The sequence below is a fragment of the Halocatena pleomorpha genome (assembly GCF_003862495.1).
GTDB lineage: Archaea > Halobacteriota > Halobacteria > Halobacteriales > Haloarculaceae > Halocatena > Halocatena pleomorpha.
On the sequence record NZ_RRCH01000017.1, the window covers coordinates 52,812 to 78,878 of the forward strand.

27 protein-coding genes and 1 tRNA gene are annotated in these 26,067 nt (G+C 59.1%); 22 read left to right on the plus strand and 6 right to left on the minus strand.

Annotated features, from left to right (window positions below; all coding sequences use genetic code 11):
• Positions 1-8: 8 nt before the first annotated feature.
• The 8 genes from thpR (at position 9) to EIK79_RS18060 (ending at position 4,241) form a co-directional block, all read left to right on the plus strand.
• The gene (gene thpR / locus EIK79_RS08410) at positions 9-557 is read left to right on the plus strand and encodes an RNA 2',3'-cyclic phosphodiesterase (protein ID WP_124954679.1); all 549 of its coding nucleotides are present in this window, start codon (positions 9-11) and stop codon (positions 555-557) included.
• A gap of 47 nt (positions 558-604) precedes the next feature.
• Positions 605-757 (plus strand): 50S ribosomal protein L39e, encoded by a 153-nt coding sequence (locus EIK79_RS08415; protein WP_124954680.1) that lies wholly within the window; start codon positions 605-607, stop codon positions 755-757.
• A gap of 3 nt (positions 758-760) precedes the next feature.
• Positions 761-1,036 carry a 50S ribosomal protein L31e gene (locus EIK79_RS08420; RefSeq protein ID WP_124954681.1) on the plus strand — a complete coding sequence of 92 codons (276 nt, stop codon included), beginning with the start codon at positions 761-763 and terminating at the stop codon, positions 1,034-1,036.
• A gap of 3 nt (positions 1,037-1,039) precedes the next feature.
• A complete protein-coding gene (locus EIK79_RS08425; protein WP_124954682.1) occupies positions 1,040-1,705 on the plus strand; it encodes a translation initiation factor IF-6 in 666 nt (221 codons plus the stop codon).
• Between the two features lie 35 nt (positions 1,706-1,740).
• Positions 1,741-1,914, plus strand: coding sequence for a 50S ribosomal protein L18Ae (gene rpl18a, locus EIK79_RS08430; RefSeq protein WP_124954683.1), 174 nt, complete (start codon positions 1,741-1,743; stop codon positions 1,912-1,914).
• Complete coding sequence (gene pfdA / locus EIK79_RS08435) at positions 1,911-2,357, plus strand: prefoldin subunit alpha (RefSeq protein WP_124954684.1); 447 nt, start codon at positions 1,911-1,913, stop codon at positions 2,355-2,357. Before rpl18a ends, pfdA begins: the two co-directional genes overlap by 4 nt.
• Positions 2,358-2,367: 10 nt before the next feature.
• A complete protein-coding gene (gene ftsY, locus EIK79_RS08440) occupies positions 2,368-3,468 on the plus strand; it encodes a signal recognition particle-docking protein FtsY (protein ID WP_124954685.1) in 1,101 nt (366 codons plus the stop codon).
• Between the two features lie 329 nt (positions 3,469-3,797).
• Positions 3,798-4,241 carry a hypothetical protein gene (locus EIK79_RS18060; RefSeq protein WP_185715569.1) on the plus strand — a complete coding sequence of 148 codons (444 nt, stop codon included), beginning with the start codon at positions 3,798-3,800 and terminating at the stop codon, positions 4,239-4,241.
• Positions 4,242-4,260: 19 nt separating this feature from the next.
• Here the strand turns inward: EIK79_RS18060 and EIK79_RS08450 are convergent.
• Positions 4,261-4,331: transfer RNA gene (locus EIK79_RS08450), tRNA-Gly, on the minus strand.
• Between the two features lie 100 nt (positions 4,332-4,431).
• Complete coding sequence (locus EIK79_RS08455) at positions 4,432-5,073, minus strand: class I SAM-dependent methyltransferase (protein ID WP_124954686.1); 642 nt, start codon at positions 5,071-5,073, stop codon at positions 4,432-4,434.
• 84 nt (positions 5,074-5,157) lie between these two features.
• Between EIK79_RS08455 and EIK79_RS08460 the strand changes: the two genes are divergently transcribed.
• Positions 5,158-5,781: a uracil-DNA glycosylase gene (locus EIK79_RS08460; RefSeq protein ID WP_124954687.1), complete on the plus strand. Its 624-nt coding sequence runs from the start codon at positions 5,158-5,160 to the stop codon at positions 5,779-5,781.
• Positions 5,782-5,793: 12 nt separating this feature from the next.
• Here EIK79_RS08460 and EIK79_RS08465 read toward each other — a convergent pair whose 3' ends face one another.
• Positions 5,794-6,531, minus strand: coding sequence for an SDR family oxidoreductase (locus tag EIK79_RS08465; RefSeq protein ID WP_124954688.1), 738 nt, complete (start codon positions 6,529-6,531; stop codon positions 5,794-5,796).
• A gap of 173 nt (positions 6,532-6,704) precedes the next feature.
• Here EIK79_RS08465 and EIK79_RS08470 point away from each other — a divergent pair, with 173 nt between their 5' ends.
• Entirely contained in the window at positions 6,705-7,037 is a 333-nt protein-coding gene (locus EIK79_RS08470) for a hypothetical protein (RefSeq protein ID WP_124954689.1), read from the plus strand.
• A gap of 42 nt (positions 7,038-7,079) precedes the next feature.
• On the opposite strand, the gene EIK79_RS08475 is transcribed toward EIK79_RS08470, so the two are convergent.
• A complete protein-coding gene (locus tag EIK79_RS08475; RefSeq protein ID WP_124954690.1) occupies positions 7,080-7,502 on the minus strand; it encodes a universal stress protein in 423 nt (140 codons plus the stop codon).
• 57 nt (positions 7,503-7,559) lie between these two features.
• Between EIK79_RS08475 and EIK79_RS08480 the strand changes: the two genes are divergently transcribed.
• From EIK79_RS08480 to EIK79_RS08495, 4 genes are all read left to right on the plus strand, one after another.
• Positions 7,560-7,994, plus strand: coding sequence for an HIT family protein (locus EIK79_RS08480; RefSeq protein WP_124954691.1), 435 nt, complete (start codon positions 7,560-7,562; stop codon positions 7,992-7,994).
• Positions 7,995-8,152: 158 nt separating this feature from the next.
• Entirely contained in the window at positions 8,153-8,551 is a 399-nt protein-coding gene (locus EIK79_RS08485) for a carboxymuconolactone decarboxylase family protein (RefSeq protein ID WP_124954692.1), read from the plus strand.
• A 217-nt stretch (positions 8,552-8,768) separates the two neighbouring features.
• Positions 8,769-9,755 carry an AIR synthase-related protein gene (locus tag EIK79_RS08490; RefSeq protein ID WP_124954693.1) on the plus strand — a complete coding sequence of 329 codons (987 nt, stop codon included), beginning with the start codon at positions 8,769-8,771 and terminating at the stop codon, positions 9,753-9,755.
• A gap of 43 nt (positions 9,756-9,798) precedes the next feature.
• Positions 9,799-10,605 carry an MBL fold metallo-hydrolase gene (locus EIK79_RS08495; protein WP_124954694.1) on the plus strand — a complete coding sequence of 269 codons (807 nt, stop codon included), beginning with the start codon at positions 9,799-9,801 and terminating at the stop codon, positions 10,603-10,605.
• 92 nt (positions 10,606-10,697) lie between these two features.
• On the opposite strand, the gene EIK79_RS08500 is transcribed toward EIK79_RS08495, so the two are convergent.
• Both EIK79_RS08500 and EIK79_RS08505 read right to left on the minus strand, forming a co-directional pair.
• Positions 10,698-11,795, minus strand: a complete 1,098-nt coding sequence (locus tag EIK79_RS08500) for a DNA topoisomerase IV subunit A (protein WP_124954695.1) — start codon at positions 11,793-11,795, stop codon at positions 10,698-10,700.
• Positions 11,796-11,800: 5 nt separating this feature from the next.
• Positions 11,801-14,173, minus strand: coding sequence for a DNA topoisomerase VI subunit B (locus EIK79_RS08505; protein ID WP_124954696.1), 2,373 nt, complete (start codon positions 14,171-14,173; stop codon positions 11,801-11,803).
• A 227-nt stretch (positions 14,174-14,400) separates the two neighbouring features.
• On the opposite strand from EIK79_RS08505, the gene gyrB reads away from it, so the two are divergent.
• The 8 genes from gyrB to EIK79_RS08545 all read left to right on the plus strand — a co-directional run bounded on the left by gyrB (position 14,401) and on the right by EIK79_RS08545 (position 26,062).
• Positions 14,401-16,317, plus strand: coding sequence for a DNA topoisomerase (ATP-hydrolyzing) subunit B (gyrB, locus tag EIK79_RS08510; protein WP_124954697.1), 1,917 nt, complete (start codon positions 14,401-14,403; stop codon positions 16,315-16,317).
• Positions 16,318-16,408: 91 nt separating this feature from the next.
• Positions 16,409-18,847 (plus strand): DNA gyrase subunit A, encoded by a 2,439-nt coding sequence (gene gyrA / locus EIK79_RS08515; RefSeq protein WP_124954698.1) that lies wholly within the window; start codon positions 16,409-16,411, stop codon positions 18,845-18,847.
• 192 nt (positions 18,848-19,039) lie between these two features.
• Positions 19,040-19,492: a DUF5793 family protein gene (locus EIK79_RS08520; protein WP_124954699.1), complete on the plus strand. Its 453-nt coding sequence runs from the start codon at positions 19,040-19,042 to the stop codon at positions 19,490-19,492.
• 137 nt (positions 19,493-19,629) lie between these two features.
• Positions 19,630-21,069 (plus strand): phosphohexomutase domain-containing protein, encoded by a 1,440-nt coding sequence (locus tag EIK79_RS08525; protein WP_124954700.1) that lies wholly within the window; start codon positions 19,630-19,632, stop codon positions 21,067-21,069.
• Between the two features lie 65 nt (positions 21,070-21,134).
• Positions 21,135-22,211 (plus strand): BMP family lipoprotein, encoded by a 1,077-nt coding sequence (locus EIK79_RS08530; protein WP_124954701.1) that lies wholly within the window; start codon positions 21,135-21,137, stop codon positions 22,209-22,211.
• A 54-nt stretch (positions 22,212-22,265) separates the two neighbouring features.
• A complete protein-coding gene (locus EIK79_RS08535; RefSeq protein ID WP_124954702.1) occupies positions 22,266-23,810 on the plus strand; it encodes an ABC transporter ATP-binding protein in 1,545 nt (514 codons plus the stop codon).
• A complete protein-coding gene (locus tag EIK79_RS08540) occupies positions 23,797-25,080 on the plus strand; it encodes an ABC transporter permease (protein ID WP_221621719.1) in 1,284 nt (427 codons plus the stop codon). The genes EIK79_RS08535 and EIK79_RS08540 overlap by 14 nt, the downstream gene beginning before the upstream one ends.
• Positions 25,073-26,062, plus strand: a complete 990-nt coding sequence (locus tag EIK79_RS08545; protein WP_124954703.1) for an ABC transporter permease — start codon at positions 25,073-25,075, stop codon at positions 26,060-26,062. The genes EIK79_RS08540 and EIK79_RS08545 overlap by 8 nt, the downstream gene beginning before the upstream one ends.
• Positions 26,063-26,067: the final 5 nt, after the last annotated feature.

Consider the following 26,067-nt stretch of genomic DNA (forward strand, 5'->3'; position numbering starts at 1 on the left):
AACTGAGTATGCGCCTGTTCATCAGCATCAACCTCGACACGGTCGACGAACTCCGAGCAGCACAAGCCCCGTTCGAGGCTCTCAGTGGGATCCGTACCCTCGATCCCGAGCAGGTCCATTTCACCCTCAAGTTCATCGGTGAGTTGGACAAGCAGCAGCTCCCAGCCCTGCAGACGGCACTCTCTGAGGCAGTCGCGGACGCAGGGGTCCAGCCGTTCGATGTGGCAGTAGGCGGGTATGGGGCGTTTCCAGACCACGACTACATCACCGTCATATGGGTCGGCGTCCGGGACGGGGGCCACCAGTTCCACCGCCTCCACGACGCGATCGAACGGCGAACGGTCGATCTCGGCGTTGAACCGGCTGACCACTCGTTTACGCCACACGCGACCATCGCACGCATGGATCACGCTGATGAAAAGGCACGCGTCCAAACCATACTCGAAGAGCGGGATCCGGACGTTGGATCAATACACGTATCGACCGTCGAACTCATGGAGAGCAGACGGACGCCCTCGGGATCCGAGTACCGAACCATACACACCGTCGAGCTGTAGAGCCAAAGGAACAACCATTTAACTACCGCCGCGGAAATACCGATAATATGGGCAAGAAATCGAAGGCCAAGAAAAAGCGGCTAGCAAAGCTAGAGCGCCAAAACACCCGCGTTCCCGCGTGGGTGATGATGAAAACGGACCGCGAGGTCATGCAGAACCCGAAACGTCGCAGCTGGCGGCGAGGGAACACTGACGAGTAACCCATGAGTGCGAACGACTTCGAAGAACGGGTTGTTACGGTACCGCTGCGCGACGTGCTCGCGGAAGCAAAGCATAAACGCGCCGATAAGGCGATGAGCCTCATCCGCGCTCACCTCGCCAAACAGTTCGCCGTCGACGAAAGCGCCATTCGGCTCGATCCGTCGATCAACGAGACGGTCTGGTCTCGCGGACGCAAGAATCCGCCGCGGAAGCTCCGGGTTCATGCGGCACGATTCGACGAAGAAGGCGAGCAGATCGTCGAGGCCGAAACCGCTTAAGCTGTGCTTCGCGCGACCCTTGCGGGCTCTTCGTACGTCGGGGTGTTTGCGGTCGCCACCGACGACTGTCTTCTCATTCGGCCCAACGTTGAGGACGATCTCCGCACAGCGTTCGTAGAGGAACTCGACGTTCCATCCGTCGAGACCACCATCGGTGGTTCGGGAACCGTCGGCGCGCTCCTGACGGGCAACGAGAACGGACTGCTCGTGAGCAACCGCATTCGCGAGACCGAACTCCAGCGCATCCGTTCAGTCGTTGATCTTCCTGTAACGGAGCTACCGGGAACCATCAACGCGGCGGGGAACGTCGTGCTCGCAAACGATACCGGTGCGTACGTCCATCCGGACCTCTCCGACGCGGCGGTCGACACCGTCTCCGACGCGCTCTCCGTGCCGGTCGAGCGCGGCGAGCTCGCGGGGGTTCGAACCGTGGGAACCGCCGCCGTCGTGACGAACGCGGGCGTACTCTGTCACCCCAAAGCAACTGACGGTGAACTCGACTTCCTTGAGGACCTCCTCGGCGTGCGTGCCGATATCGGGACCATCAATTACGGCGCGCCGTTGGTCGGTTCGGGGTTGATAGCAAACGCCAACGGCTACGTCGCTGGACAGGATTCGACCGGACCAGAACTCGGCCGCATCGAAGACGCACTTGGCTATATCGACTAGCAACATTCTTCCCCCTTGCAGCCACATGAGCGTATATGAGTGAGTTCACCGTTAGGGGCCGCTTCCAGACCCGAGAAGGGTACCAACAGTTTGAACGAACGACCACCGCCGAAAACGAAGCCGTTGCGATCGAGCACACCTACGCCGATTTCGGCTCTGAGCACGGGCTGAAACGCACACAGGTCGACATCGAGGGGGTATCCCAATGAGTGCTGGCGGTGGGGGCCTCCGACAACTCCAAGAACAGCTTGAAGCCATCGACGAAGAGGTCACGGCCCTGAAAGAAGATATCGAGGAGCTACAGACCGAGAAAGCCGAGGCGGACGAAGCGATCGCCGCGCTTGATCGACTCGAAACCGACGACACCGTGCAGGTGCCACTCGGCGGCGACGCGTACGTTCGCGCGGAGATACAGGATGTCGACGAGATTGTCGTGTCCCTCGGAGGGGGATACGCTGCCGAACGCGACCGTGAGGGTGCGGCCGAGAGCCTCGAACACAAAAAAGACGCCCTCGACGATCGCATCAGTTCGATCCAGTCGGAAATCAGCGAGCTGGAGTCTGAAAGCGACGAGCTCGAACAGCAGGCACAACAGATGCAACAACAACAGCTCCAGCAGATGCAACAGCAGTTCCAACAACCAGACGAGTAAACGATGACGCATGTTCGAGGGACTTAAAGAAACACTCGATCGGTTCAAAGACGACGTTGAAGAACAAGCCGAAAGTGTCGACGCTGACGCCGAAGTCGACGCGGACGCCGCCGACGTCGAACAGGAAGAGACGACGGACGAACGAGACGACGCAGCACCCCCAGAGCGAGACTCGTCGGCCGAAACCGCAGACGACGACCGCGAGGTGTCTGTTGGCTTTGGCAAGCGGGCCAAAGCGTTCGCAACAGGGGGCGTCATCATCCAACCCGAGCATCTCGACGAACCGCTTGAGACCCTCGAATTCTCGTTGCTGTCCAGTGACGTAGAGATGGGCGTCGCTGAGGAGATTCTCACGGGAATCCGTGAGAACCTCGAAGGCACAGTCAGGGCACAGGTACAGTCGACGGACATGATCCTCGAATCGGCGCTCAAAGAGGCGTTACTCGACGTGATCAGCGTCGGCCAGTTCGATTTCGATCAGCACGTCGCAGAGTCTGACAAGCCTCTCGTCATGGTGTTCACTGGCGTCAACGGCGTCGGAAAGACGACAACCATTGCGAAACTCGCGCGTTATTTCGAACGACAAGGGTATTCGGCAGTGCTCGCAAACGGCGACACCTATCGAGCGGGAGCGAACGAACAGCTCCGTGAGCACGCCGACGCGCTCGATACGAAGTTCATCGCCCACGAACAGGGCGGCGATCCGACGGCCGTTCTCTACGACGCTGTCGAGTACGCAGGCGCAAACGACGTAGACATCGTTCTTGGGGACACTGCTGGGCGACTCCACACCAGCAACGACCTGATGGCCCAACTCGAAAAGATTGATCGCGTTGTTGATCCGGATATGACCCTGTTCGTAGACGAGGCCGTCGCCGGACAGGACGCCGTTCAGCGCGCGTCCGAATTCGATGACGCGGCCGCGATCGACGGCGCGATCCTCACCAAAGCGGACGCCGACCCACAGGGCGGTGCAGCGATCTCGATCGCTCACGTCACCGGGAAACCCATTCTCTTTCTCGGTGTTGGGCAGGGGTACGACGATATCGAACGGTTCGATCCCGAACGGATCACCGATCGCCTGCTCGAAACTGACGTCGAAAACCACTGACTGCTGGCCGACGCCCGAATCTCAAAAGGGAACGATCCGGGCGTCAGATGACTGCTCCGGATCAGGATCATGTTGTACTGTTCGTAAGTACTATTGATAGGAACGATAACCAGGCCAGGTAGCCAGTCACCTGTCGTGCCCCGACTTAACAGGTTCGACTGGCTACGTCTAATCGTCATTTTTTATTCGATATGCACCATCCGTTCCGTCCCGATTGATGGATCGACCGGTGATGAGTGTGAGTAACACAGCATCGAGAACCGTCGGGGTAGACATAGCATATAGATATATCGAAAATTATAACATTTATTGTATCTTCGTAATAGTGGATGAAAAACGACAGGGATCGATCGACGAGAGCCGACTCGTCAGGGTGGGCTGAGAAACCGGACGAACAGAGAGCGATCACAGGACCCGGAGAGGCGTACTGCATGAGTTGCGGGGAACTGATCGAAGAAGCAGCCGCAATGTGCCCCCGCTGTGGCAGCGAACAGCCTCGAGCTGTCGACAGCCGATCGGATCGAAGTCTCACGGAGCGGCGGCAGTACGAACTCGAACAGGTCGCCACAAAGAGCAGGATCATCGGGATGGTTCTCGGATTTTTTGCCCCACCGATCAGTTACGTGTACGTGAACAAATGGGGATGGGCACTCCTGAACGTTTTTACGCTCAACTACCTCCTCCTTGGCTTCGTCATCGTGCCACTCCATATTTCGAACATCATCTCAAACGCTAAAGAACGGCTTCGGACAGCCGGTGTCGGCGGGTACTGAGGTCTGCAAAAAATGACCATGCGCCGACCGGGATTTGAACCCGGGCTATGGGCTTGGAAGGCCCATGTCCTACCACTAGACTACCGGCGCGTATCGCTTCGTCCTAGAGGACATCTATGGGTGAGGGCGCGGTCACTGATAAATATGCCCATCCACGACGACGCGAACGACGCACGGTAACATCATCAGTTCAGTCCCTGTCGGTTCCGAGGACCGCATAACAGTTTCCATTGCTAGTGAAGACATCCTGTACATCGCCAGCGCTGTCACGCACGTCGCGCTCGAATTCCTCGGGATCGTAGATGTGGTAGAATCGATCGACAGTCTCGCCATCGGGGAGCGTCCAGTCGACCGTTGTGTCGAATCCCGTGGTCGCCTCGAACGTGGGATGGACAGTGCTCCAGACGCTCACTAGTGCTCGTCCTGACGGCGCGAGCACGCGGGCGAGTTCGTCGAGGCTGCGGAGTCGCGTCGCGCGCGTCGGGAGATGATGGAGCGCAGCGATGTACACCGCAACGTCGACACTCTCCGAGCGAAGCGGAAGGTCGGCGGCGTCGGTTTGTAGCAACTCGACGGTTCGGCCGCCGGTACGGTCGCGGGCCGTTTCGAGGATCGAGCGACTCAGATCAGCACAGACGACGGTATCGACATGTGGGACCAGTAGCTCGGCGTGCCGGCCGTTGCCACAACCGAGATCGAGTGCGGTCGAGTCAGCGGAGCCCTCGGTCTCCGTCTCGATGAACCGCTCGACATCGGGCCACGCGTGGGCACGGGTCTGGGCGAAATGTTCCGCGATACGGTCGTACGTTCGGCGTACCTCCCGACGGCGCATACGCGCAGTTACAGACCGACCGTAATGAGCGTGTGGATCAGTGGAACTCGACAGGCTCACCCCGGTACCGCCGGTAGTCCACGCATGGCCGAGTACCCCGATCCCGATCAGCAGAATCAGCTTACAGAGGCGTGTACGCGGTGTTCGGCGTTAGCCGCATCGCGGGAACACATCTCGTGGGGCGTCGGGCCACGGAACGCCGATCTCGTGGTGGTTGGCGAAGCGCCAGGGGCTGGGACACCCGACGCCGACCGCTGGAAGGGTGGTAATTGGACTGGGATGGCGTACACAGCCCGCCACTCCGGTCGAAAGATCCGCGAGATGATGGCCGCAGTCGGCTATCCCGACGCTTACTATACGAATGCTGTCAAGTGCTTTCCTAGCGACGGGACAGGATCGAACCGCGAACCGACCACCGAAGAACGCGCGAACTGCCGGCCGTATCTCCGCCAAGAGATCGAAGAGATCGCCCCCCGCTGCGTCGTTGCGACTGGAAAACACGCGACGCAGTCGCTGCTCGCCGTGGAAGGACGAACGATCGATGGTTTTCTCGAAACAGTGCTCGACCCGATCAACTGTCCGACGCTGGGTCGGCCCGTACTCCCGCTTCTCCATCCGTCCTATCAATCCGTGTGGCTCTCGCGGCTCGGCTACACGCACGACTCGTATCGCAACGCCATTCAGGAGGCGCTCGACTCGATCACATGAGGAGTCGCGTGATCAGACAAGGAGATCACCACCGTCGACGCGGATCACGGTGCCCGTTGTGTGCGGATTCAACACAGCGAACAGGACCGTGTCGGCAACGTCTTCGGGTTCCCCGATTCGATCGGCAGGAAGCGCGCGAGCCACGGTTTGGCGGGTGTCGTCGGCAAGACCGATCGTGTCGACACGGCCGGGACTGACAGCGTTGACGCGAACCGGACCGGTTTCGACAGCGAGATACTTCATCAGTGTTTCGAGCGCCGCGTTCCCGATACCGGTGGCGGCAAACTGCACTGCCGGTCGCTCGGCCGTGGTCCCCGTGATGAACGTCACGGAGCTTCCCTTTCCGAGCCGTTCGACCCCGTGCTTTGCGGCGTAGTACGACCGCCAAAACACCGAATCGATGATCGCACGAAACGTTTCGGTGTCGGTCTCTGTGACACCGCCCGTGGGTCTGGCGCTGCCGGCACACACGAGATGGTCGAACTCAGTTTCATCGAAGAACGCTTTCACCGCCGCTTCGTCCGTGCTTTCGAGTGTCTGCTCATCGATGCGCGTTCGGTCTAAAGAGCCTGATTCAGTATCCTCACGGGTGGAAGACAGTTCCTCGGGTGACTCGTCCGGACGGCCCGTGATGAGCACCTCACCCCCCTGATCAGCGATGGCTCGCGCCGTTGCGAGACCGACGCTCGAATAGCCATCAGTGACAACGACACGCTCATCCGTCAATGTGGTCCCGACTGCGGCGTGCATACGACTGGCCTATCGTGAAGAAGACTACTGATTATTCGGGTAGGATTCAGCGGATTCCCATCTTGCGGTAGTATTTCCTGTCTACCGAAACGAACAAAATTATTTTCCATTGTAATTACTAATATTATATAACAATCAGAAGGATTTTTAACGGCTTCGGATGATTCAAACGTATGGTTCGATCTGGGACGGCACCCGACGCTCGAACGACAGCACCCGTGATTCTACCGGGGGTCGTTTTACTTCTACTCGATCGAATAGACCTGCCGATTGGGATCTCGAAAGCGGAACAGATGTTGTGTTCGAGTGGGTTCAACATCGGGCAGCTCGTGGTGCTCGGGTTAGGCATGATCTCGGCGTACTTCCTGTTGAAAGCGGTCATTCGGGCGGTCAACCGACAAGTACGGGGAGGCGCGTACTCGCTCGTCGCTGGGATCCTCCCGCTTTGCATCCCGACGGCTTTGACCGTACTCGGCGTCGATACCACCTGCTTGCTTCCGTGGTGAGCGGGCGGACGGTCACGAGTCGTGAGGCCGAACCACTCACGGTTACTGTTCTTCCGTGTGGCACACTAACACAGGCCGAGTGGTGCTGAGAATGATTCCCTGTGTGACGCTGCCGAAGACCGCTTTTCCGGTGGGTGATCGTTTTCGGCCTGCGATACAGATCCGCTCTGCGTCGATTTCCTCCGCTGTTTCGAGAATCACCGTCGTCGGGTCTCCGTCGATGCGCATGAGATCGGTTCCGATTCCGGCGTCCGCAAGGATGTCTTGGGCGATCGTGATGGCAGGCATCTCCTCGATCGGTGTCGGATCCGATTCGGTGGTTACGTGGAGGAGTGTTGCGTGGATGTCCGTGGCGTTCGTCGGGTGGTTGACGACGGTCTCGGCCTGTGTTCGTGCGCGTGATTCGTTCCCGTCGATCGTGAGCAGATACTCGTACATACGTACTGTCCCGGCGCGTGCGCTCATTAAGGTGCGCCCTGACAGAAGCTGGTTGCGGGAAACATATTTGAGGCGGGCAAGAGATTGACGGCTATGAGCGATGACTGTATCTTTTGTTCGATCGTAGCCGGTGAACTCCCTAGCCACACCGTCTACGAGACCGAGGACACGCTCGCGTTCTTGGACGCGAATCCACTCGCTCCCGGCCACGTGCTCGTGATTCCCAAAGCACACCACGAACGGTTGGACGATCTTCCCGAAGAGCTAGCGGGGACTGTGCTCGAAACGCTGTATCAGTTGGTGTCACCGGTCGAGACGGCGGTCGAAGCGGACGGAACGACTGTCGCGTTCAACAACGGGCCGGCTGCGGGTCAGGAGGTTCCGCACGTCCACGGCCACATTATCCCTCGATTCGACGACGACGACGGTGGTCCGATTCACGCGGTCGCTGGCTCGCCACCGGAGCTGAGTGATGCGGAACTCAAGACGATCGCGGACGATATCACAGACCGAACGTAACCAGTGAGATAACAGCGACGTGACGGACAACCCCCGGTGTGCGTACGTATATCGTGACAAATGCTATTACACACCACACCGCAGTTACAACTGCGCCCACTCCGCAGACAGAGAGACGGCGAACGAGATTTTCGAGGTGGGCGCGGAGGAGACCACCCATGGTTTCAGACAACGCTCAGAACGAAATCGAGCAGTATTTCGGCCAGGTACCGAGCTGGATGGAGACGCTCGCAGAGCCTGCCGCCGATCACAGTTGGGGCGTCGTTCGTGATCTGGAGTTCGGAGAGACGGAACTCACCCAGCGCGAGAAAGAACTCATCGGGATCGGGGCAGCGACCGCGATGAACTGCCCGTACTGCATCCACTTCCACACCGAAGGGGCGAAGATGGAAGACGTTACAGATGAAGAACTAAGAGAAGCGACGAACGTTGCTGCCAACGTACAGTATTTCTCGACGATACTTCACGGGGCGGAAGTCGACTACGAGGAATTCGTTGACGAAACAACGGAGATCGTTGACCACATGGAGACCCAACAGGCAGCAGCAGACGACTAAAGACGCGTGCCTGTTTTCCCATCCAATAGCACCGTAGCGTCTCATCACGGTGGATCTGGTCAACGCTGTGTCGCGGTTACAGACGACTGGCCAGCAGATAGTGGCATACGATCCATTCGAATCAGTCCAGCACCGGTACCGGTTTCACGATTCGTGGGATACCCCACTTCTTCGTTCGGTCAACAGCTTTTGGTCAGACCATCGCCAGTGATAGCACATGGTCGGGAAAGTTCCGCCCGAGGCGTTAGAGCGGTTGGTGTTCACGCGGCTCGGTGACTCGGATCCGGCGGTGGTACAGGGACCGGCGTACGGCGAGGACACCGCAGCCCTCCGCGTGGACGCGGCAGGAGATGAGGAACTGCTAGTCATCAACTCCGATCCCATCTCACTCGCTGTCGATCGGGTCGGAACCTTGGGCGTGACGGTCGCGTGCAACGACATCGCTGCCTCGGGTGGGACGCCACGGTGGCTAACGAACGTCTGTATCCTTCCGGCGGACGGCGACCGAGAGCTGGATCGGATCACCCGCCAGATCGATGACGCCGCGGCGGCAGTAGGTGCACACGTGATCGGTGGTCACGCGGAGTACTCCGAGGAGTTGTCCCGGCCGTTGGTGTCGATGACGTGTCTCGGGACGACAGACCGGTACATTCCCACCTCGGGAGCCAGCGCCGGAGAGCTGATCGTGATCGCCGGACACGCTGGCACCGAGGGCACCGCGATTCTCGGGTCAGATTTCCGTGATGAACTCGACGAACAGGTCACAGAGGAAACGTTCACCGCAGCGGAGGCGTGTTATGAGGACCTCTCGGTACAAGCCGCTGCGTCGGCGCTTGCCCCCTACGCGACAGCGATGCACGACCCGACTGAGGGCGGTGTGCTCGCTGGACTCCACGAGATGGCCACTGCGTCGTCGGCTACCTTCATGGTCGAGCGAACACGGATCCCGGTCCGACCGGAAACCGAAACGCTCTGTGGGGTGCTGAATATCGATCCGGTTCGGATCTTTGGATCTGGAGCGTTGCTGGCGACAGTTCCCCAAGCGGAACGCAACGCGGCCCTCAGGGCACTCGAAGAGAAGGATCTCACAGCCGCCGTTATTGGTCAGGTCGACACTGCGGACGAGACAGAAGCCGGGGTCTGCCTTGATGCGGAGCCGGTCGTTGGACCCGTCGAGGATGCGCTGTACGACCTCTGGGAGTGAGTGGGGTACTGTTTTATCATTGTTGCCCACCATCCACTCGTACATGACAGTTACCCACACCGGCTACGTATTCGATTGGTTGGGATACGCCACGCTGCGACTCGAAACACCGGACGGATTCGTTGCGTACTTCGATCCCGGACGCTACGGCGTTCTCACAGGGGAGTGGTCACCCGAGCAACCGCCTGAGGCGTCTCAAAACACGGATCACTCGACGGCACATCCGTCCGGAGCAGAATACGACGCTCGTGACGGTGATCTCGTCTGTGTAACCCACAACCACCATTACGATTCTGACGGGATCGAACGCGTTGCCCACCCCGACGCGACGGTCGTCATCTACGATGGCGTCGATGCGTCGGGCATCGACCGGGATGTGCGTCCCGTTTCTGATCTTCAATACGACGTGCAGCGGATCGAAACTGGCGATAAACTGGCGCTTGACACCGGAGTGGTGCGTTCGATTCCGGCGTACAACGATCCCGACGGTCCCAACACGCACGCCGATGGGACGCCGTTGCATCCTCGCGGGTTCGGGTGTGGCTACCATCTGACTATCGATGGCGTGTCGGTGTTCTGGCCAGGAGACACAGACGTAATAGACGCACACGAGCGAGTCGAGCTGTCTCCATCCGACGCCACAACGGATCTCTCGGTGTTCGTTCCACCCATCGGACGGAGTTTCACGATGGATCGGCGGGAGGCTGCCGAGCTGGCTGCCCGACTCGATCCAGATCTCGTGCTTCCGATCCACTACAATACGTTTGCCGCGCTCGAAGCTGATTCAGGCGCATTCGCCGCCGACGTTGCCCGGAACGGAATTCCCGTGGGACTAGACGAGGACTGGTAGCTCGTCCAACAGCCAGAGACTTCCGGCGACAGCAAAAGCTGCGCTCGCGTACGGTGAGGGTTTTGTGGCGCTCCCGAGCGGAAAAAGTAGGACTACAGCACGCCCATCTCTTCGAGTCGCGTGGGGAGGTACGTGTCAGTGACGAAATCGAGGCCACGCGAGGCCAACGCCTGTTGTTCGGCCTTCTTGTTGATATCGAGTTGGCGCTCGATCTGCTCAGTCCAGTAGTCGGACTGGAAGCGTGGATCTTCGAGTTCGTTTTCCAGCGCGTTCACGTCCGAATCCGACAGCGGGTCCGTCGGAAGATCGTACTCGACGATATCGGTGGGCTGAATGCCGATGAATTTGGCGTTCGGTGTCGCCAGATACTCAGAGAGGTGAGCGCTTTTAATGCTCCCGTACGCGACCGAGGCGAAGATGCGATACGACCATGGGTCACCGTCAGTGAACACCACCACTGGGAGGTCCAACTCGTCGTGGAGTCGACGGGTGATCCGTCGCGTCGCACGGGCTGGCTGACCCTTGAGATGGACGACGATCGTGTTGTGCTCCTCGTCGAATCCGTTTTCGACGAGGCGATCACGCATTCCGCCGGTCTCCACACAAAGGATGAAATCCGCGTCGTGTTCGAGAAACTCGATCGTGTCGGGGTTGTTTGGGATCTGATATCCGCCCTCACCGACATCTTCCTGACAGTGGATATCACGCTCACCGCGGCGGGTCTGCTCGCGGAGATGGATCGGTCCCATCAGCGTCGCGCCCGACTCCTCCGGGCGCATGTGGAAGTCTTCCCGTGTGACATCAGAGACGATTTCGAGATCCTCGATGAGTTGGTTGGATTCGTCCTGACTCGAAAACTGTGCCGTCTCGTGGTTCCACGACTCACTGAGATAGTACAACTCACGAAGCGTCGACGACCGATCCTCGTCCAGTTGTTGGGCGAGGAAATCGATGACGTAGATCGCTTTGAGGAGCTTTTTCGCGCCCGTTACCGTGTTAGCCGAGCGCGTTGAGTGTCGATCGCCGTACACCCATACCTCCTTGTCGTCGTCGTACTCGATGTTGGATTTCGTCCGGGTCGGAATCCGCATCGAGGGGACTTCTCCCTCGGCAAACTGATCGTAAAACTCCGCCGCGAGATCGAGAAGTCGCTCGCGTGCGTCAGCGTCTAGTTCGGTGTTGGTGCTCATGGTTGTTAGGCGTTGATGGAGAGTTTTTCCGGTTCGATTCCTTCGACAGAGATGTCGAACGACGCGTTTCCGTTCACGTCGTACTCGATAACGGCTTGTTCACCGCTTCGAACGCTGGGATCCCACTTGACGAACCACTCGCCGTCCATCTCGACGACGGTCGCGTCCTCGATATCGCCGGGATCGACGCTCACGATGTCCGTTAACGCCAAATCAGCGACGCTATCGGAATGATTCGTGACGACGAGTCGGACGGCGTCGTTGTCGACTGTCCGCTCGATGAGGACGTTGTTCATGATACGGGCGAGTGAATCTTCGATGGCGAGCGATTCACGCTCAGTCATATCAGCGAGCTTGTCCGCCATCGTCGGCAGGATGTCAGCGATCACGTTCCGTTTGCGCTGGCGCTGTTCGAGCGTTCGGCGCTTTTTCAGATACCGTTTGAGTTCTCGGGCCGCCGACCGGAGCGCCAGTTCAATCTCGTGTTCGATCTCTGGAACGTTCGCGATGGCGTCTTTGGATTCGCTGGTAAACGGGACGTTCGTGGAAGCGACGTGTATCATCACCACCGCCGGGCCGTTCGGTGTCCCGCTCCCGCCGGGCTGGTCCAAGTTGTAGTTGCGCCAGTTGATGTCTTGAATCACGTCAGCAGTGGCACACGCACCCCGCTGGTAGACGAGCGGAACCCGATTGGCAAACCGAAGCACGTCGATTCGGCCCTCGCTTTTGATATCACCGCCGTACGCGATCCCTGCTTCCACGATGAACGGGTCCCCGCCATGTACTTCCGCGTCGCGGGTCGTCGCGGCGTAGAAATCCGCATCGAACTCTTTTCGGAGTCCTTCTTCGACCAGCGTCTCGGTGATCGGAGCGAGGCAGTCTGTCGGCGGAGCGAGGATGTCGGTTTCGCGCATCGCTCCGAGCAGTTCGCTCGCCGTGTCGCGGTCGCGCTCGACCGCCCGTACTTTGGGTGGATCGTCGGGAACGCTCCGGCAAACCGACCAGATACCGGACACCACGTTCTCCTGTGCGGTTTCCCCGAATGTCGTTCCGTCGTGGGTTTCGGTCTGCTCCGCCGCGCGAGCGACGAACGACGCGACCGTCTCTTTTTGGAGCCGGTGACGTTCAACATCTTCGAACTTCACGGCGATGCGGCGGGCCATCCCGTCGATCGTCTCCGCGTCCTTTCGGCTCGTGGTCGTATCGTCCACGATCCGGGAGAGATCAGACTCGATATCATCAGTCAACACGGACCACACGGCTCCAGCGGTGGTTTTCTGTGCAGCCGTTCCGAACGTCGCATTGGACTCGGATCTGACGTGTTCGGCTGCGTTCGCCACGATGTCAACGAGTTCGTGGTGTGCAACTCGGTCGCGTTCGGTGAGCACCGTCCCGATGCGCTGGGCGAACGCGGCCGTCGCTTCTTCACTTTTGTTCGTCACCGCGTCGGTGACTGCTGTTTCGACCGCCGACCGCTCCGGTGGTCGCCACGACATCTCGCGCCCGAAATGACGATCCACGAACGCGGTGATGATCGAGTCTGCTGTCTTCTGTCCCACACGGGTGAACTCGTCCTGTAAAAACCCAGAGATAGAGTGCGAAGCCGTCTCGTCCAGTAGTTTGATGAGCGAACCGAGTTCAATGCCGTGGGGGTGTGGACGGATCTCTTCGGTTTCTGCGGGCAGTTGGTCGGTCACGCGTTCGAACTTCAACTGTTCGCGTGGCTCTTCGAACTCGATACGGGCGTGGGGATTGACCACTGCGGTGTGCTTGATGTAATCGTGGAGCTGCTGGCGGGCGCGCATGTTGGCTTCCATCTCCAGTTCAATGCGCGTTCCGTGAGGGCGATCCCACGTTGTCGTCGTGTCGACGGAGATCTCCGGCTCGTTCGTGTCCGTATCAATGATCAACTCGAAATACTGAGCCGCGGACTCACCTTCCGTTCGGGAAGTGATCATCGCTGGCTTGCCGCTCGTGAGCTGCGAGTACAACACGGCCGCAGAGATCCCGATTCCCTGCTGTCCTCGCTTTTGCTCACGAACGTGAAACCGGGATCCGTACAGCAGTTTCCCGAACACTTTCGGAAGCTGTTCTTTCGTGATCCCCGGACCGTTGTCCTCGACAATGACCCGGTAGTAATCACCTTCTTCTTTGATTCCCACGTAGATATCCGGAAGAATCCCCGCTTCTTCGGTCGCGTCGAGTGCGTTGTCTACTGCTTCTTTGACAGCCGTGACCAAGCCTCTGGCCCCGCTGTCGAATCCGAGCATATGCTTATTCTTCTCGAAGAACTCGGCAATCGAGATGGAGCGCTGGCTCTCCGCCAACTCCTCGGCGACGTTCGAGCGCCCCCCGAGCTCTGATTGATACGATGTCATGCTAGCCGGGCGTACTGCATCAGGGGTTAAAACAGCCCCGACACCAGAGTGAAAGTGAAAATGGCATGGGGGCGATCTTGCCATCCGATCACGCACCACAGGCGGTGAAGAAAGGTAGTTAGAAAAATCGAACCGGTATGTCGGATTCAATTTATCAGCGTTCGGTAGTCCTCGCGCGCGTGCGAGGGTTTTATAGGGAAAACGGTGCTAGCTGAGGCAAGTAGTTTATGTCGAAGAACTCTGAATACGGGGCCGTCGATATCCAAGTTCTCGAAGGGCTTGAAGCCGTTCGAAAACGGCCCGCAATGTACATCGGGTCGACAGACTCACGGGGGTTGCACCATCTCGTTCACGAAGTCGTCGACAACGCGATCGACGAGGCGCTCGCGGGGTACTGCGATTCCATCGAGGTGACAGTCAACGACGACAACTCCGTGACGGTCGTCGACGACGGGCGGGGGATCCCCGTGGACGAACACCCCGAATACGAACGACCGGCGCTTGAGGTGATCATGACGGTGCTCCATGCAGGGGGGAAGTTCGACAGCAAGTCCTACCAAGTCTCCGGAGGACTCCACGGCGTCGGGGTGAGCGTCGTCAACGCGCTTTCAAAGCGTCTCGAAGTCACGGTCAAACGTAACGGTGGCGTCTGGACACACGCGTTCGACCGCGGAGAACCCGACATCGAGGCCTTCGAACGGATCCGTGATCTCCGGTCGGACGAGGAGACCGGAACGCGAGTTCAGTTCTGGCCCGATGAAGAGATCTTCGAGACGGTCGAATTCTCCTATTCGACGCTTGAAAACCGGCTGCGCGAACTGGCGTTTCTCAACTCCGGCGTCGAGATCACCATTCAGAGCGAGCCGGAAGACCGCGAGGCGACGTTCGCCTACGAGGGTGGGATCCGTGAGTTTGTCGCGTATCTCAACGAAACCCGGTCGGTGCTGCACGACGACATCGTCTACTTCACGACCGAAGAACAGGAGATCCACGCCGAGGTTGCGATACAGGCGACTGACGGCGTTCAGGGGTCGATCCACGCCTTTGCGAACAATATCAACACACGGGACGGGGGAACGCATCTCACTGGGTTCAAAACGGCGCTCACACGGATCGTAAACGACTATGCCAGTAGCAACGGCTTTCTCAACGACATCGACGGCAATCTCAAAGGCGAAGACATCCGCGAAGGGCTGACAGCCGTCATTTCGGTCAAACACCCAGACCCGCAGTTCGAAGGCCAAACGAAGACGAAGCTCGGGAACAGCGAGGTACGTGGGATCATCGAAAGCGCCGTCCACCAGCAGTTGGGCACGTATCTCGAAGAGCACCCGGACACGGCCACCAGTATCGTGAACAAGGCCGTTGAAGCGGCCAAAGCCCGTATCGCCGCGAAAAAGGCGGAGGAGCTTACCCGCCGAAAGAGCGCACTCGAAACGACATCGCTGCCCGGAAAACTCGCGGACTGTCAGACACAGGACCCAGAAGACGCAGAGCTGTTCGTCGTCGAAGGTGACAGTGCCGGCGGGAGCGCCAAACAGGCGAGAGATCCGGGGTATCAGGCGATCCTCCCGCTGTTCGGAAAGATCCTCAACGCCGAGAAACGCCGACTCGACCGGGTGCTCGAAAACGAGAAGATTCGGAGTCTCATCACCGCCATCGGAACCGGCATCGGAGAGGAGTTCGATCTAGATGGCATACGATACGACAAGATAGTGATAATGACGGACGCGGACGTAGACGGGGCACACATCCGAACGCTGTACCTGACGTTCCTCTACCGTCATATGCGGCCGCTGATCGAGGAGGGCCACGTCTACGCCGCCCAACCACCGTTGTATCGGATCCGAAACAACGGTAAAACGCACGACGCGATGACCGAGACCGAGCGCGAACGGATCGTTGCTGACGTGTGTAACGGCTCTCCGGACCAGGTTCAACGGTTCAAGGGGCTGGGGGAGATGAACCCAGAACAGCTGTGGGAGACGACCATGAACCCCGATAACCGGATCCTAAAACAGATCACCGTGGAAGACGCGGCCGCGGCCGATCGGATGTTCTCGGTGTTGATGGGAGAGGCAGTCGAGCCACGCAAACAGTTCATCAAGGAGCATTCGACCGAAGCCGAATGGGTTGATATCTGACCGGCGAAGAGAGTTACACAATGACGAACGCCATGAACACACGCGATCGCATCGATAGCCGACCACACGGAGTACGAACAGAGGATACACAATGAGTTCCGAACTGCCCGATGAGCCGGTCTCCAATCCCGACCAGGCACAGACGATCCGGATCGAAGAGGAGATGGAACAGAGTTACATCGATTATGCGATGAGCGTCATCGCAGGACGTGCGCTGCCAGACGTGCGTGACGGACTCAAGCCCGTCCAAAAGCGGATCCTGTACGCGATGGAAGAGTCCGGGATAACGTCGAACACCGGCCACCGAAAATGTTCGAACATCGTCGGAGACACGATGGGGAAATACCACCCCCACGGAGACAGTTCGATCTACGACGCGCTGGCCCGGATGGCTCAGGAATTCTCCTTGCGCTATCCCTTGGTCGACGGCCAAGGAAACTTCGGTTCGGTCGACGGCGATCCGCCGGCAGCGATGCGGTACACCGAAGCCCGAATGAGTCCGCTCGGTGAGGAGATGCTCACTGATATCGATTCGGACACCGTCGATTTCCAACCGAACTACGACGACCGTCTCGAAGAGCCGATCGTGCTCCCTTCCGCGCTTCCAAACCTGTTGTTAAACGGTTCGTCGGGGATCGCCGTCGGAATGAGCACGAACATCCCCCCCCATAACCTCGGGGAAGTCATCGACGGTCTCATCCACCGCATCGACAATCCGGACTGTGCGATCTCGGAGTTGATAGAGCACGTTAAGGGGCCAGACTTCCCAACAGGCGCGAACATCGTTGGCCGGTCGGGAATTTACGACGCCTACACGACGGGGCGAGGAAAAGTTCGGCTGCGTGCGGACATGGAAGTCGACGAAGAACAGGGACAGATCGTCGTGACGGAGCTTCCGTACCAAGAGAACAAAGCCCGGCGCATAAAACGCATCGCTGACGACGTTAACGACGGAACGATCGAGGGCATCAGGGACATCCGTGACGAGTCGGACCGGGACGGCGTGCGCGTTGTTATCGAACTCAAGCGTGGCGCGAACCCGGATGTGGTTAAAAATCAGCTCGTCAAACACCACCTCGAACGAACGTTCAGCATCATCATGCTCGCGCTGGTCGATGGCCAGCCACGAATTTTAAACCTTCAAGAGATGCTCGACGCGTTTCTGGAGCATCGCCGCGAAGTGGTGCGTCGCCGGATCCAACACGAGTTGGACAACGCCACGGAACGCGCACACGTACTTGAGGGGCGACTGCTAGCGCTGGACAACGCCGAGGAAGTGGTCGAGTTGATTCGTGACGCGTCGGATCGATCGAAAGCGAAAGCGATGCTTCGATCGACGTTCGACTTCTCGGAGCGTCAGGCTGATCACATCGTTCGGATGCAACTCGGCAGCCTCACATCCCTAGAGACAGAGGAGATCGAATCGGAGTACGCGTCGCTCACCGACCAGATCGAGCGCTACGAGACGATTCTCTCCGAGGAAAGCGAACTACTGGGAGTCATCAAATCCGAGCTCCGGGATCTCAAAGCGCAGTACGACGACGACCGTCGCACAGCCATCATCGAGGACGCCGGCACGGTGAGTCACGAGGATCTGATCCCCCAAGAGGAATCGATCGTGGTGTTGACCGAGTCGAACTACGTGAAACGAATGGCGCTGTCGACGTTCGACGCCCAGCACCGGGGCGGAAAGGGAATTATTGGAACGAAGCTCAAAGACGGTGATCGAGTGAACGCGGTGTTCCACGCAAACACTCACGATTATCTGCTGTGTTTCACCACCGAGGGACAAGTGTACCAGCTGAAAACGTACGAGATCCCCGAGATGAGCCGAACGGCCCGTGGGAAATCGGCAGTGAACGTGCTCGATCTCGATCCCGACGAAGACGTGACTGCCATCGTCAACACCGAGGAGTTCAACGGCGATCAGTCGCTCACGATGGTCACGAAAAACGGCTACATCAAACGCACGCCCACGACCGAGTTTGGCAACATCCTCTCGACGGGGATCCGCGCCGTGTCCCTCGAACCCGACGACGAACTCGTTGACGTGGTCGTGACGAACGGCACGGCCGACGTGCTCATCGGTACCGAACAGGGACGGTCGATCCGATTCAGCGAGGGTGATGTCCGGCCAATGGGACGATCCGCACGGGGTGTCAACGGAATCGAACTCGTTGACGACGATCGGGTCGCGGGGCTTGTGGCCGTCAGTGACGCAGACACCACCCTATTGACAATCACAGAACACGGCTACGGAAAGCGCACGCCGATCGAAGAGTACCGGGCACAATCACGGTACGGGAAAGGGCTTGTCGACATCAAAACCACCAGCAGAAACGGATCTGTCGTCGCACTCGAAGCCGTCAGCGACGAGGATGATCTCATTCTCATGAGCGATGACGGACAGATCATGCGAACGCACGCCAAGGAAGTGTCTTGTCAGGGACGAAACACGATGGGCGTTCAAGTGATGAATCCCGACGAAAGTGATCGAGTCACGACCATCGATGTCGTCCCATGTGAGTAAACCGACTCGAAGAATAGTACCCGTGAATTATATAACTGATAGAGTCATCAGTGTGAAAAAACACACCACACATCGAAATCTTAATTAGAGATGAGAAAGAAATATAGTTCATATCCAATGTCTCAAATATAAATGTAAGATATCTATTATGGGCGTTACGTTCATGGTACCTGATGTCATAGCTTGATACGGATGATGCGAGACTATTTCACTCTCGATGTCACCACCGGGGGCAGATCGAAGCCCCAGATCACCGTCAGCTTCGATGGGCCATCCGAGCAGTTCATGGAACAGTTGGGTGTGGACACCGGGGCGAGTCCGTCACTCGACTCCGATCGGCTCGACGTGTCATATAGAATGCACGATGATTCGATGGCTATCGGGACATCGGGAGTGTTCGCTGTGACCGACCGCGTCACGGGCGATTTCATCCTCGAATGCAACGCCGACGCTGGAACAATCGACAGCCTCGTCACCGCCGCACGGGAACACGACAATTCGACGACAGACGGACAGTATCAGTTCACGCTCACGATAAACGACCGCGAGGTGCTTTCCTGTGATCGGGACCTCTTTCTCGTCTACAGTACCGAGGGCGAACTCCTCCGGCAACAAAGCCTCATCCCTAGCGGTGTGGAGCTGTGAACTGAGGAGCGCAGGTTTGCAACCGACGGGATCCGAGACGCTCGGGCGGATCGATCCGATACAGCCTTCTTTCACATCGCACTCCTACGGTCGTTGGGCAACGTCATTCGTAAGTATCGGCCACGCTGATAGCCGGTATGAGTCTGTTCGGAACCGCTGGAATCCGCGGCGACGCGCAAAAGAGCGTTACGCCGTCGTTGGCGCTCACTGTCGGGCAAGCTGTCGGACAGGAGGCAACGGAAGTCGTCATCGCACGGGACGGTCGTGAGACCGGGACGGCACTGGCCGGAGCGGTTGAATCGGGGGTAACGAGTGGCGGAGCGCGGGCGTTGCGCGCCGGACAGCTCCCGACGCCCGCGCTGGCGTACGCTTCCCGCGGTCGTCACGGGGTGATGCTCACTGCGAGCCACAATCCACCGCCCGATAACGGGATCAAGCTCTTTGTTGACGGCGAGGAGTTCGACGCCGAACGGGAAGCACGGATCGAAGAACGCGTTGCGGATGGACTCAGGCCGGTCGAGTGGGATGCGTGGGGAGTGACTGAACGCTTCCAAGCGTTGTCGACCTATCGGCAAGCGGTCGTCGACTACGCCCGTGCTGTCGGGACCGACGCACGTTCCTACGCCGACGGAGAGACCGGAGCAACGGGGATCGATCTGAACGGACTGACGGTCGTTGTCGACTGTGCCAACGGGATGGCGTCGCTCGCAACGCCGCAGGTGCTTCGCGAGCTCGGTGCGCATGTTGTGGCGTTGAACGCAAACGTCGATGGACATTTCCCTGGCCGACCGAGCAAACCGACACCGGTCACGCTGTCGGATCTGCGGGAATTCGTCGGGGGGTATGACGATCCGGTCGTGGGGATTGGACACGACGGCGACGCCGACCGGATCGTCATCGTCGACGGGACGGGGGCAGTGGTCCACGAGGACACTGTGCTTGCCATCCTCGCTGAGCATTACACTCATGCGAGCGACGCCAGTGATCCGGTCGTTGTGACGACGCCAAACGCCTCCGATCGGATCGATGAGCGCGTCAAGGCGGTCGGTGGACGGACCGAGCGGGTCCGACTCGGATATCTTCACGACGGCATCGCCGCCGTTCAGGCCGACGGCGGCTCTGTCGTCTTTGCTGGCGAACCGTGGAAACACATCCATCCCGGATTCGGCTCGTGGATCGACGGCGTGACCAGCGCTGCCGTCGTGTCGGTGCTCATCGCAACCGCGGCCGAGAAGCCGGACGATCCACAAGTAGAAGGGGGACGGAACGGATTGGCGGTGTTGCGAGATCCTATCACTGAGCGTCCGTATCGAAAGGAAAACGTCGCCTGCCCCGACGAGCACAAGCGACGGGCGATGGAACGGGTGCCACAGCGACTCTCAGAACAGTTCCCTACGGCGACGATGAACGAAGAACACGGCGTCCGTTTGGCGTTCGACGATGGGGGCTGGACGCTCGTTCGACCGAGCGGTACGGAGCCGTACATCCGGGTATACGCCGAAAGCACGGGAGTCGACGAGTTGGTCGACACCGTTACGACTGTGGTCGATCGGGCAGTGAGCGATGCCCGCAATTGAGCGCAGAAAGGAAGCGACGTTTTTAACCCGGTAAAGTTGTGAATGATCTGTAGTGTTCTATAGCCATGGACAGACGTACCTTTGTGCGAACACTCGGAGTGACAAGTATCGCGGGACTGGCGGGCTGTACCGGAGGTCCGACAGACAACGGCGGGAACACGGAGAGCACCGACGGGGGAGCGGCGTCCGTCGCAGTCGTGTACGCCACCGGCGGACTCGGTGACGGCTCGTTCAACGACCAGGCACAGACCGGCCTCGAACGCGCTAAAAAGGAGCTTTCGATCAAGACAGAACACTCCCAGCCGTCGAATACATCTGAATTCTCTCGGTTCCAGAGTCGATACGCGCAATCGACATCGCCGGATTACGATCTCGTTTGTTGTATCGGTTCGCTTCAGCAGGATCCGCTGTCAGACACTGCACCGGAATTTCCCGAGCAGCGGTTCATGCTTATCGACGGAAAGGTTGATGAGCCGAACGTTGAGAACTACCAGTTCCGAGAGGAGGAAGGCTCCTTCCAAGTCGGCCATCTCGCTGGGTTGCTCACGAAGAGCGGACTGTCGACGGGCGCGGCGTCGACGACCGACGCGACGAGCGTCGGGTTCATCGGCGGCAAGGAAAACCCGCTCATAAAGAAGTTCGAAGCGGGGTTCAAAGCTGGTGTTGCACACACTGACGACGCCATCAACGTTACGAGCAACTACGTCGGCTCGTTCAACGACGTTACGAGTGGGAAAGAAGCGGCGTTGACGCAGTACAGCAACGGCGTCGACATCATTTATCACGCCGCGGGCAACACCGGAACGGGAGTCTTTCAGGCCGCACAGGAGGCAGGCCGGTACGCGATCGGGGTTGATAGCGATCAGTCGAAGACGGAGTCGAAGTACGCCGATCACATCCTCGCCAGTATGGTCAAATACGTTAACATCGCCATGTTCAACGCCATTAAGGGTGTGGTCGAAGACGCCTTCGAAGGCGGAACGGCAACCACTCTCGGGCTGAAACAAGAGGGAGTGAAGACGGTGTACGGCAAGACGCTGGGATCGGAAATCCCTGCTGAGACCAAATCAAAACTCGAAAGCTCGAAAGAGAAAATCGTGTCGGGCAAGATCTCCGTTCCGACGGATCCATCTAACGTCTAATACTCAGATGATGTCTCGTGTCTCCGGACGGTCGGTACACTACCAGATAGACAGATGACGCCAGCCATCTCTCTTGATGGAATCACGAAACGCTTCCCTGGGGTTCTCGCAAACGACGATGTCGATCTCACCGTCGAACGCGGGACGGTTCACGCGCTCCTCGGTGAGAACGGTGCTGGAAAGACGACGTTGATGAACGTTCTGTACGGATTGTACGAGCCGACTTCGGGCCGGATCGTCGTCGACGGAACCGAGCGATCGTTCGAGAAACCACAGGACGCGATCGACGCGGGGATCGGGATGATCCACCAGCATTTCATGCTCGTCGATTCGATGACGGTCGCTGAGAACGTGACGCTCGGGACCGAACCACGGAAATGGGGCGGATTGGCGATCGATCGAGACCAGGCCCGCCAGGACGTGGTTGATCTCTGTGAGCGGTTCGGGCTTGCTGTTGATCCCGAGACCCGGATTTCGGAGTTGAGCGTCGGCGTTCAACAGCGCACCGAGATCCTAAAGACGCTGTATCGAGGGACCGACGTTCTCATTTTGGATGAACCGACGGCGGTGTTGACCCCACAGGAGATTGAAGAACTCCTCTCGGTGTTCGAGTTGCTTACTGATCAAGGGAAAACAATAATTTTCATTACACACAAGCTTGGCGAGGCGATGCAGGCCGCCGATGAGATCACCGTGCTCCGCGACGGTCGAAACGTCGGCACTGTCGACGCCGAGGCGACCACCCGCGAGGAACTGGCGGAGTTGATGGTCGGCCGAGAGGTGCTGTTAGAAGTCGAAACATCGTCCTACGATCCAGGTGCTGTAACCCTGTCAGTCGACGACCTCACGGTGACGAACGAGCAGGGGATCGACGTGGTCTCTGACGTATCGTTCACGGTCCGGCGTGGGGAAGTGTTCGGGATCGCTGGCGTGGACGGCAACGGACAGAGCGAACTGATCGAAGCGATCACCGGACTGCGCCGTCCGCAGGCCGGCGTGATCGAACTCGGTGACCGAGAGATCACCGACGACGACCGCCGGGAACGCATCGATCAGGGAATGGCACACATCCCAGCAGACAGACACGAGCGGGGAGTTGTGATGGATTTTGATCTGGTCGAAAACGGACTGTTGGGAAGCCAGCACGCCGAAGCGTTTGTGAATAATGGACGGATCGACTGGAAGCGGACCCGCGAGCACACAGAAACGATCATCGAGGAGTACGACGTGCAACCGCCCAATCCGGACGCGTCGGCGTCGGCGCTTTCGGGCGGCAATCAGCAGAAGTTCATCGTCGGTCGGGAGTTGGCTCGTGATCCACAGCTCGTCGTCGCCACCCACCCGACTCGCGGCGTCGACATCGGTTCGACGGAGTTCATCCACGAACGGCTGTTGGAACTCCGCGCCGCGGGCGTTGGGGTGTTGCTCGTCTCCTCGAAGCTAGAGGAGGTTCGAGGGATATCCGACCGGTTGGGTGTGATGTACGAAGGCGAATTCGTGGACACCGTCGATCCAGAAGCGGTCACCGAGGAGGAACTCGGGCTGTTGATGGCCGGCGAACAGCCGGCGCAGGAGGTGAGCGCCGATGAGCGAGAGTGACATGCTCGCGCGCGTGAAAGAGCGGTTACGAGCTGTGCTCAGACGGTCCGCCCAAACGTCGGCGGTCGAGCGGCTCCTGATCAGCACGGCGGCGCTCGGTCTCGCGGTGCTCGTCGGCACAGTGCTCATTCTCGTTTCGGGACGGATGACGACGTGTACGACCGCAGCGGCGACGTATTTCGGTGTTGGATTCTGTTACGATCCGGTCACGGTGTTCGATCGACTGTTCCTCGGGGCGTTAGGCGACCCGATGAACCCGCTGTTTCGGCCGCTTCACGGCGAATTCGCCCCGCCGTTCCGGAAGGGGTGGAGTCCGTTCAACGCGGCGATGGCGGTGACGCTGCGGGAAACGACCGTGCTCGTGTTCACGGGACTGTCGGTAGCGCTTGCGTTCCGTGCGGGTGTGTTCAACATCGGAACGCAGGGCCAACTCGTCGCCGGTGCGCTCGCAAGCGCGCTCGGGCTGCTCGTGTTGGCGCCGATCGTTCCCGGTGGCGCGGTGGGAGCGGTCCTGCTCGTTCCCGCCGGGCTGTGCATCGGCGCGGTAGCTGGTGGGCTGTACGGAGCCATTCCCGGCGTCCTCAAAGCGTACGCCGACGCCAACGAGGTGATCACGACCATTATGCTCAACTTCGTTGCTGCCCAGTTCGCCTTGTATCTCGTCTCGAACCACTTCCAACGGCCCGGTAGTCAGGTGGTCGAGACGGTCCCGCTTCCCGATGTCGGGACGATCCCGTCCGTCGTGTTTGATCCCCGAACGAACTTCTCGTTGCTCGCGCTCGCCATTGCGATCGGGTTCGGCGGCGTGATCTACTATCTGTTGCAATACACCACGATGGGGTACGAGCTCCGCACGAGCGGACTCCAACCCGCCGGAGCCGAGTTCGGCGGTGTCAAAACCAAACGAACCATCATTGCGAGTCTGACGCTCTCGGGGGCGCTGGGCGGTCTCGGCGGCGCGATGTACGTCATGATGATTCTCGGTAACTTCCAGACCGGGGTGCCGTCCTACGGCTTCGACGGCATCACGGTCGCCATTCTTGCCGGCAACAACCCGTTAGGCGTCCTGTTCGCAGCGCCGTTGTTTGGGATCATCAAGAGCGGATCGATCGTTATCGACACCGCCACCTCGATGCCGCCACAGCTTGTGGATGTGCTGCGGGGATTGATCGTTCTGTTCGTAGCGATGCCGGAGTTCTTCCGGCTGATCGGTCGGCGGGCGATCGCAGACGAACCGAGCGTACCGAACGGCGGTGATGAGGATGCGTGAGCTACCGTCGCTCGGGCGCAAGACGCTCGGTGGCGTGGTAGTGCTCGCTCTCGTGGGAGGCGTGCTGTCGGGATTCGTAGACAAGAACGCGTTGAGTTCGACACTCCGGCTCTCCGTGCCGATCGCGTTCGCCGCGCTCGGCGGGATCTTCGCAGAGAAAAGCGGCGTCATCAACATCGGATTGGAAGGGCACCTCATCATTTCTGCGTTCGTGGGGATTTATGCGACGAATCTTACTGGAAACGTCTGGATCGGATTCGCGGCCGGCGTGCTTGCGAGCACGCTATTCGCTGTGGTGTTCGCGATCGTCTGTCTCGAATTCCGTGCTGATCAGATCATCGCTGGGCTGGCGGTGTGGCTCGTCGCGCTCGGTCTTGCGCCGTTTCTGTCTACGGTGATCTACGAGAGCGTGAACGCCGGCAGCGCGGGTTTCGACCCGATCACGATCCCGGGACTGTCAGAAATTCCGGTGTTGGGCGCGCTGTTCGACGCCAAGCCGCCGGTGTATCTGATGTTACTCGCGGTCGTGGGATCGTGGTACGTTCTCAACTACACAGCGTTTGGGCGATGGGTGCACGCGAGTGGTGAGAACCCGCAGGCGCTCGACACCGCCGGCGTGAGCGTCAAACGGGTTCGGTACGCGAGCGTGCTTCTGTCGGGTGTGCTGGCTGGCATCGGCGGCGCGAGCCTCTCCCTCAGCCTAGGGGAGTTCAGCGGCAACGGCCAGACGATGGTCGACGGCCGGGGGTTCATCGCAATCGTTGTGTATCTGCTTGGCAACTACAATCCGATCGGGACGTTTCTCTCGACAACCCTGTTCGCTGGGTTGCAGACGGCACAAATCCAGCTCCAATCGGGGTATCTCCCGAGTTCGTTGGTCCAAACGATCCCGTATATCACTGTCATTATCGTGCTCGCAGGCGTGGGCCGAACGCGCACCCCTGACGCCGCGGGCGACCACTACGAATCGGGCGAGGAGTAGGACAA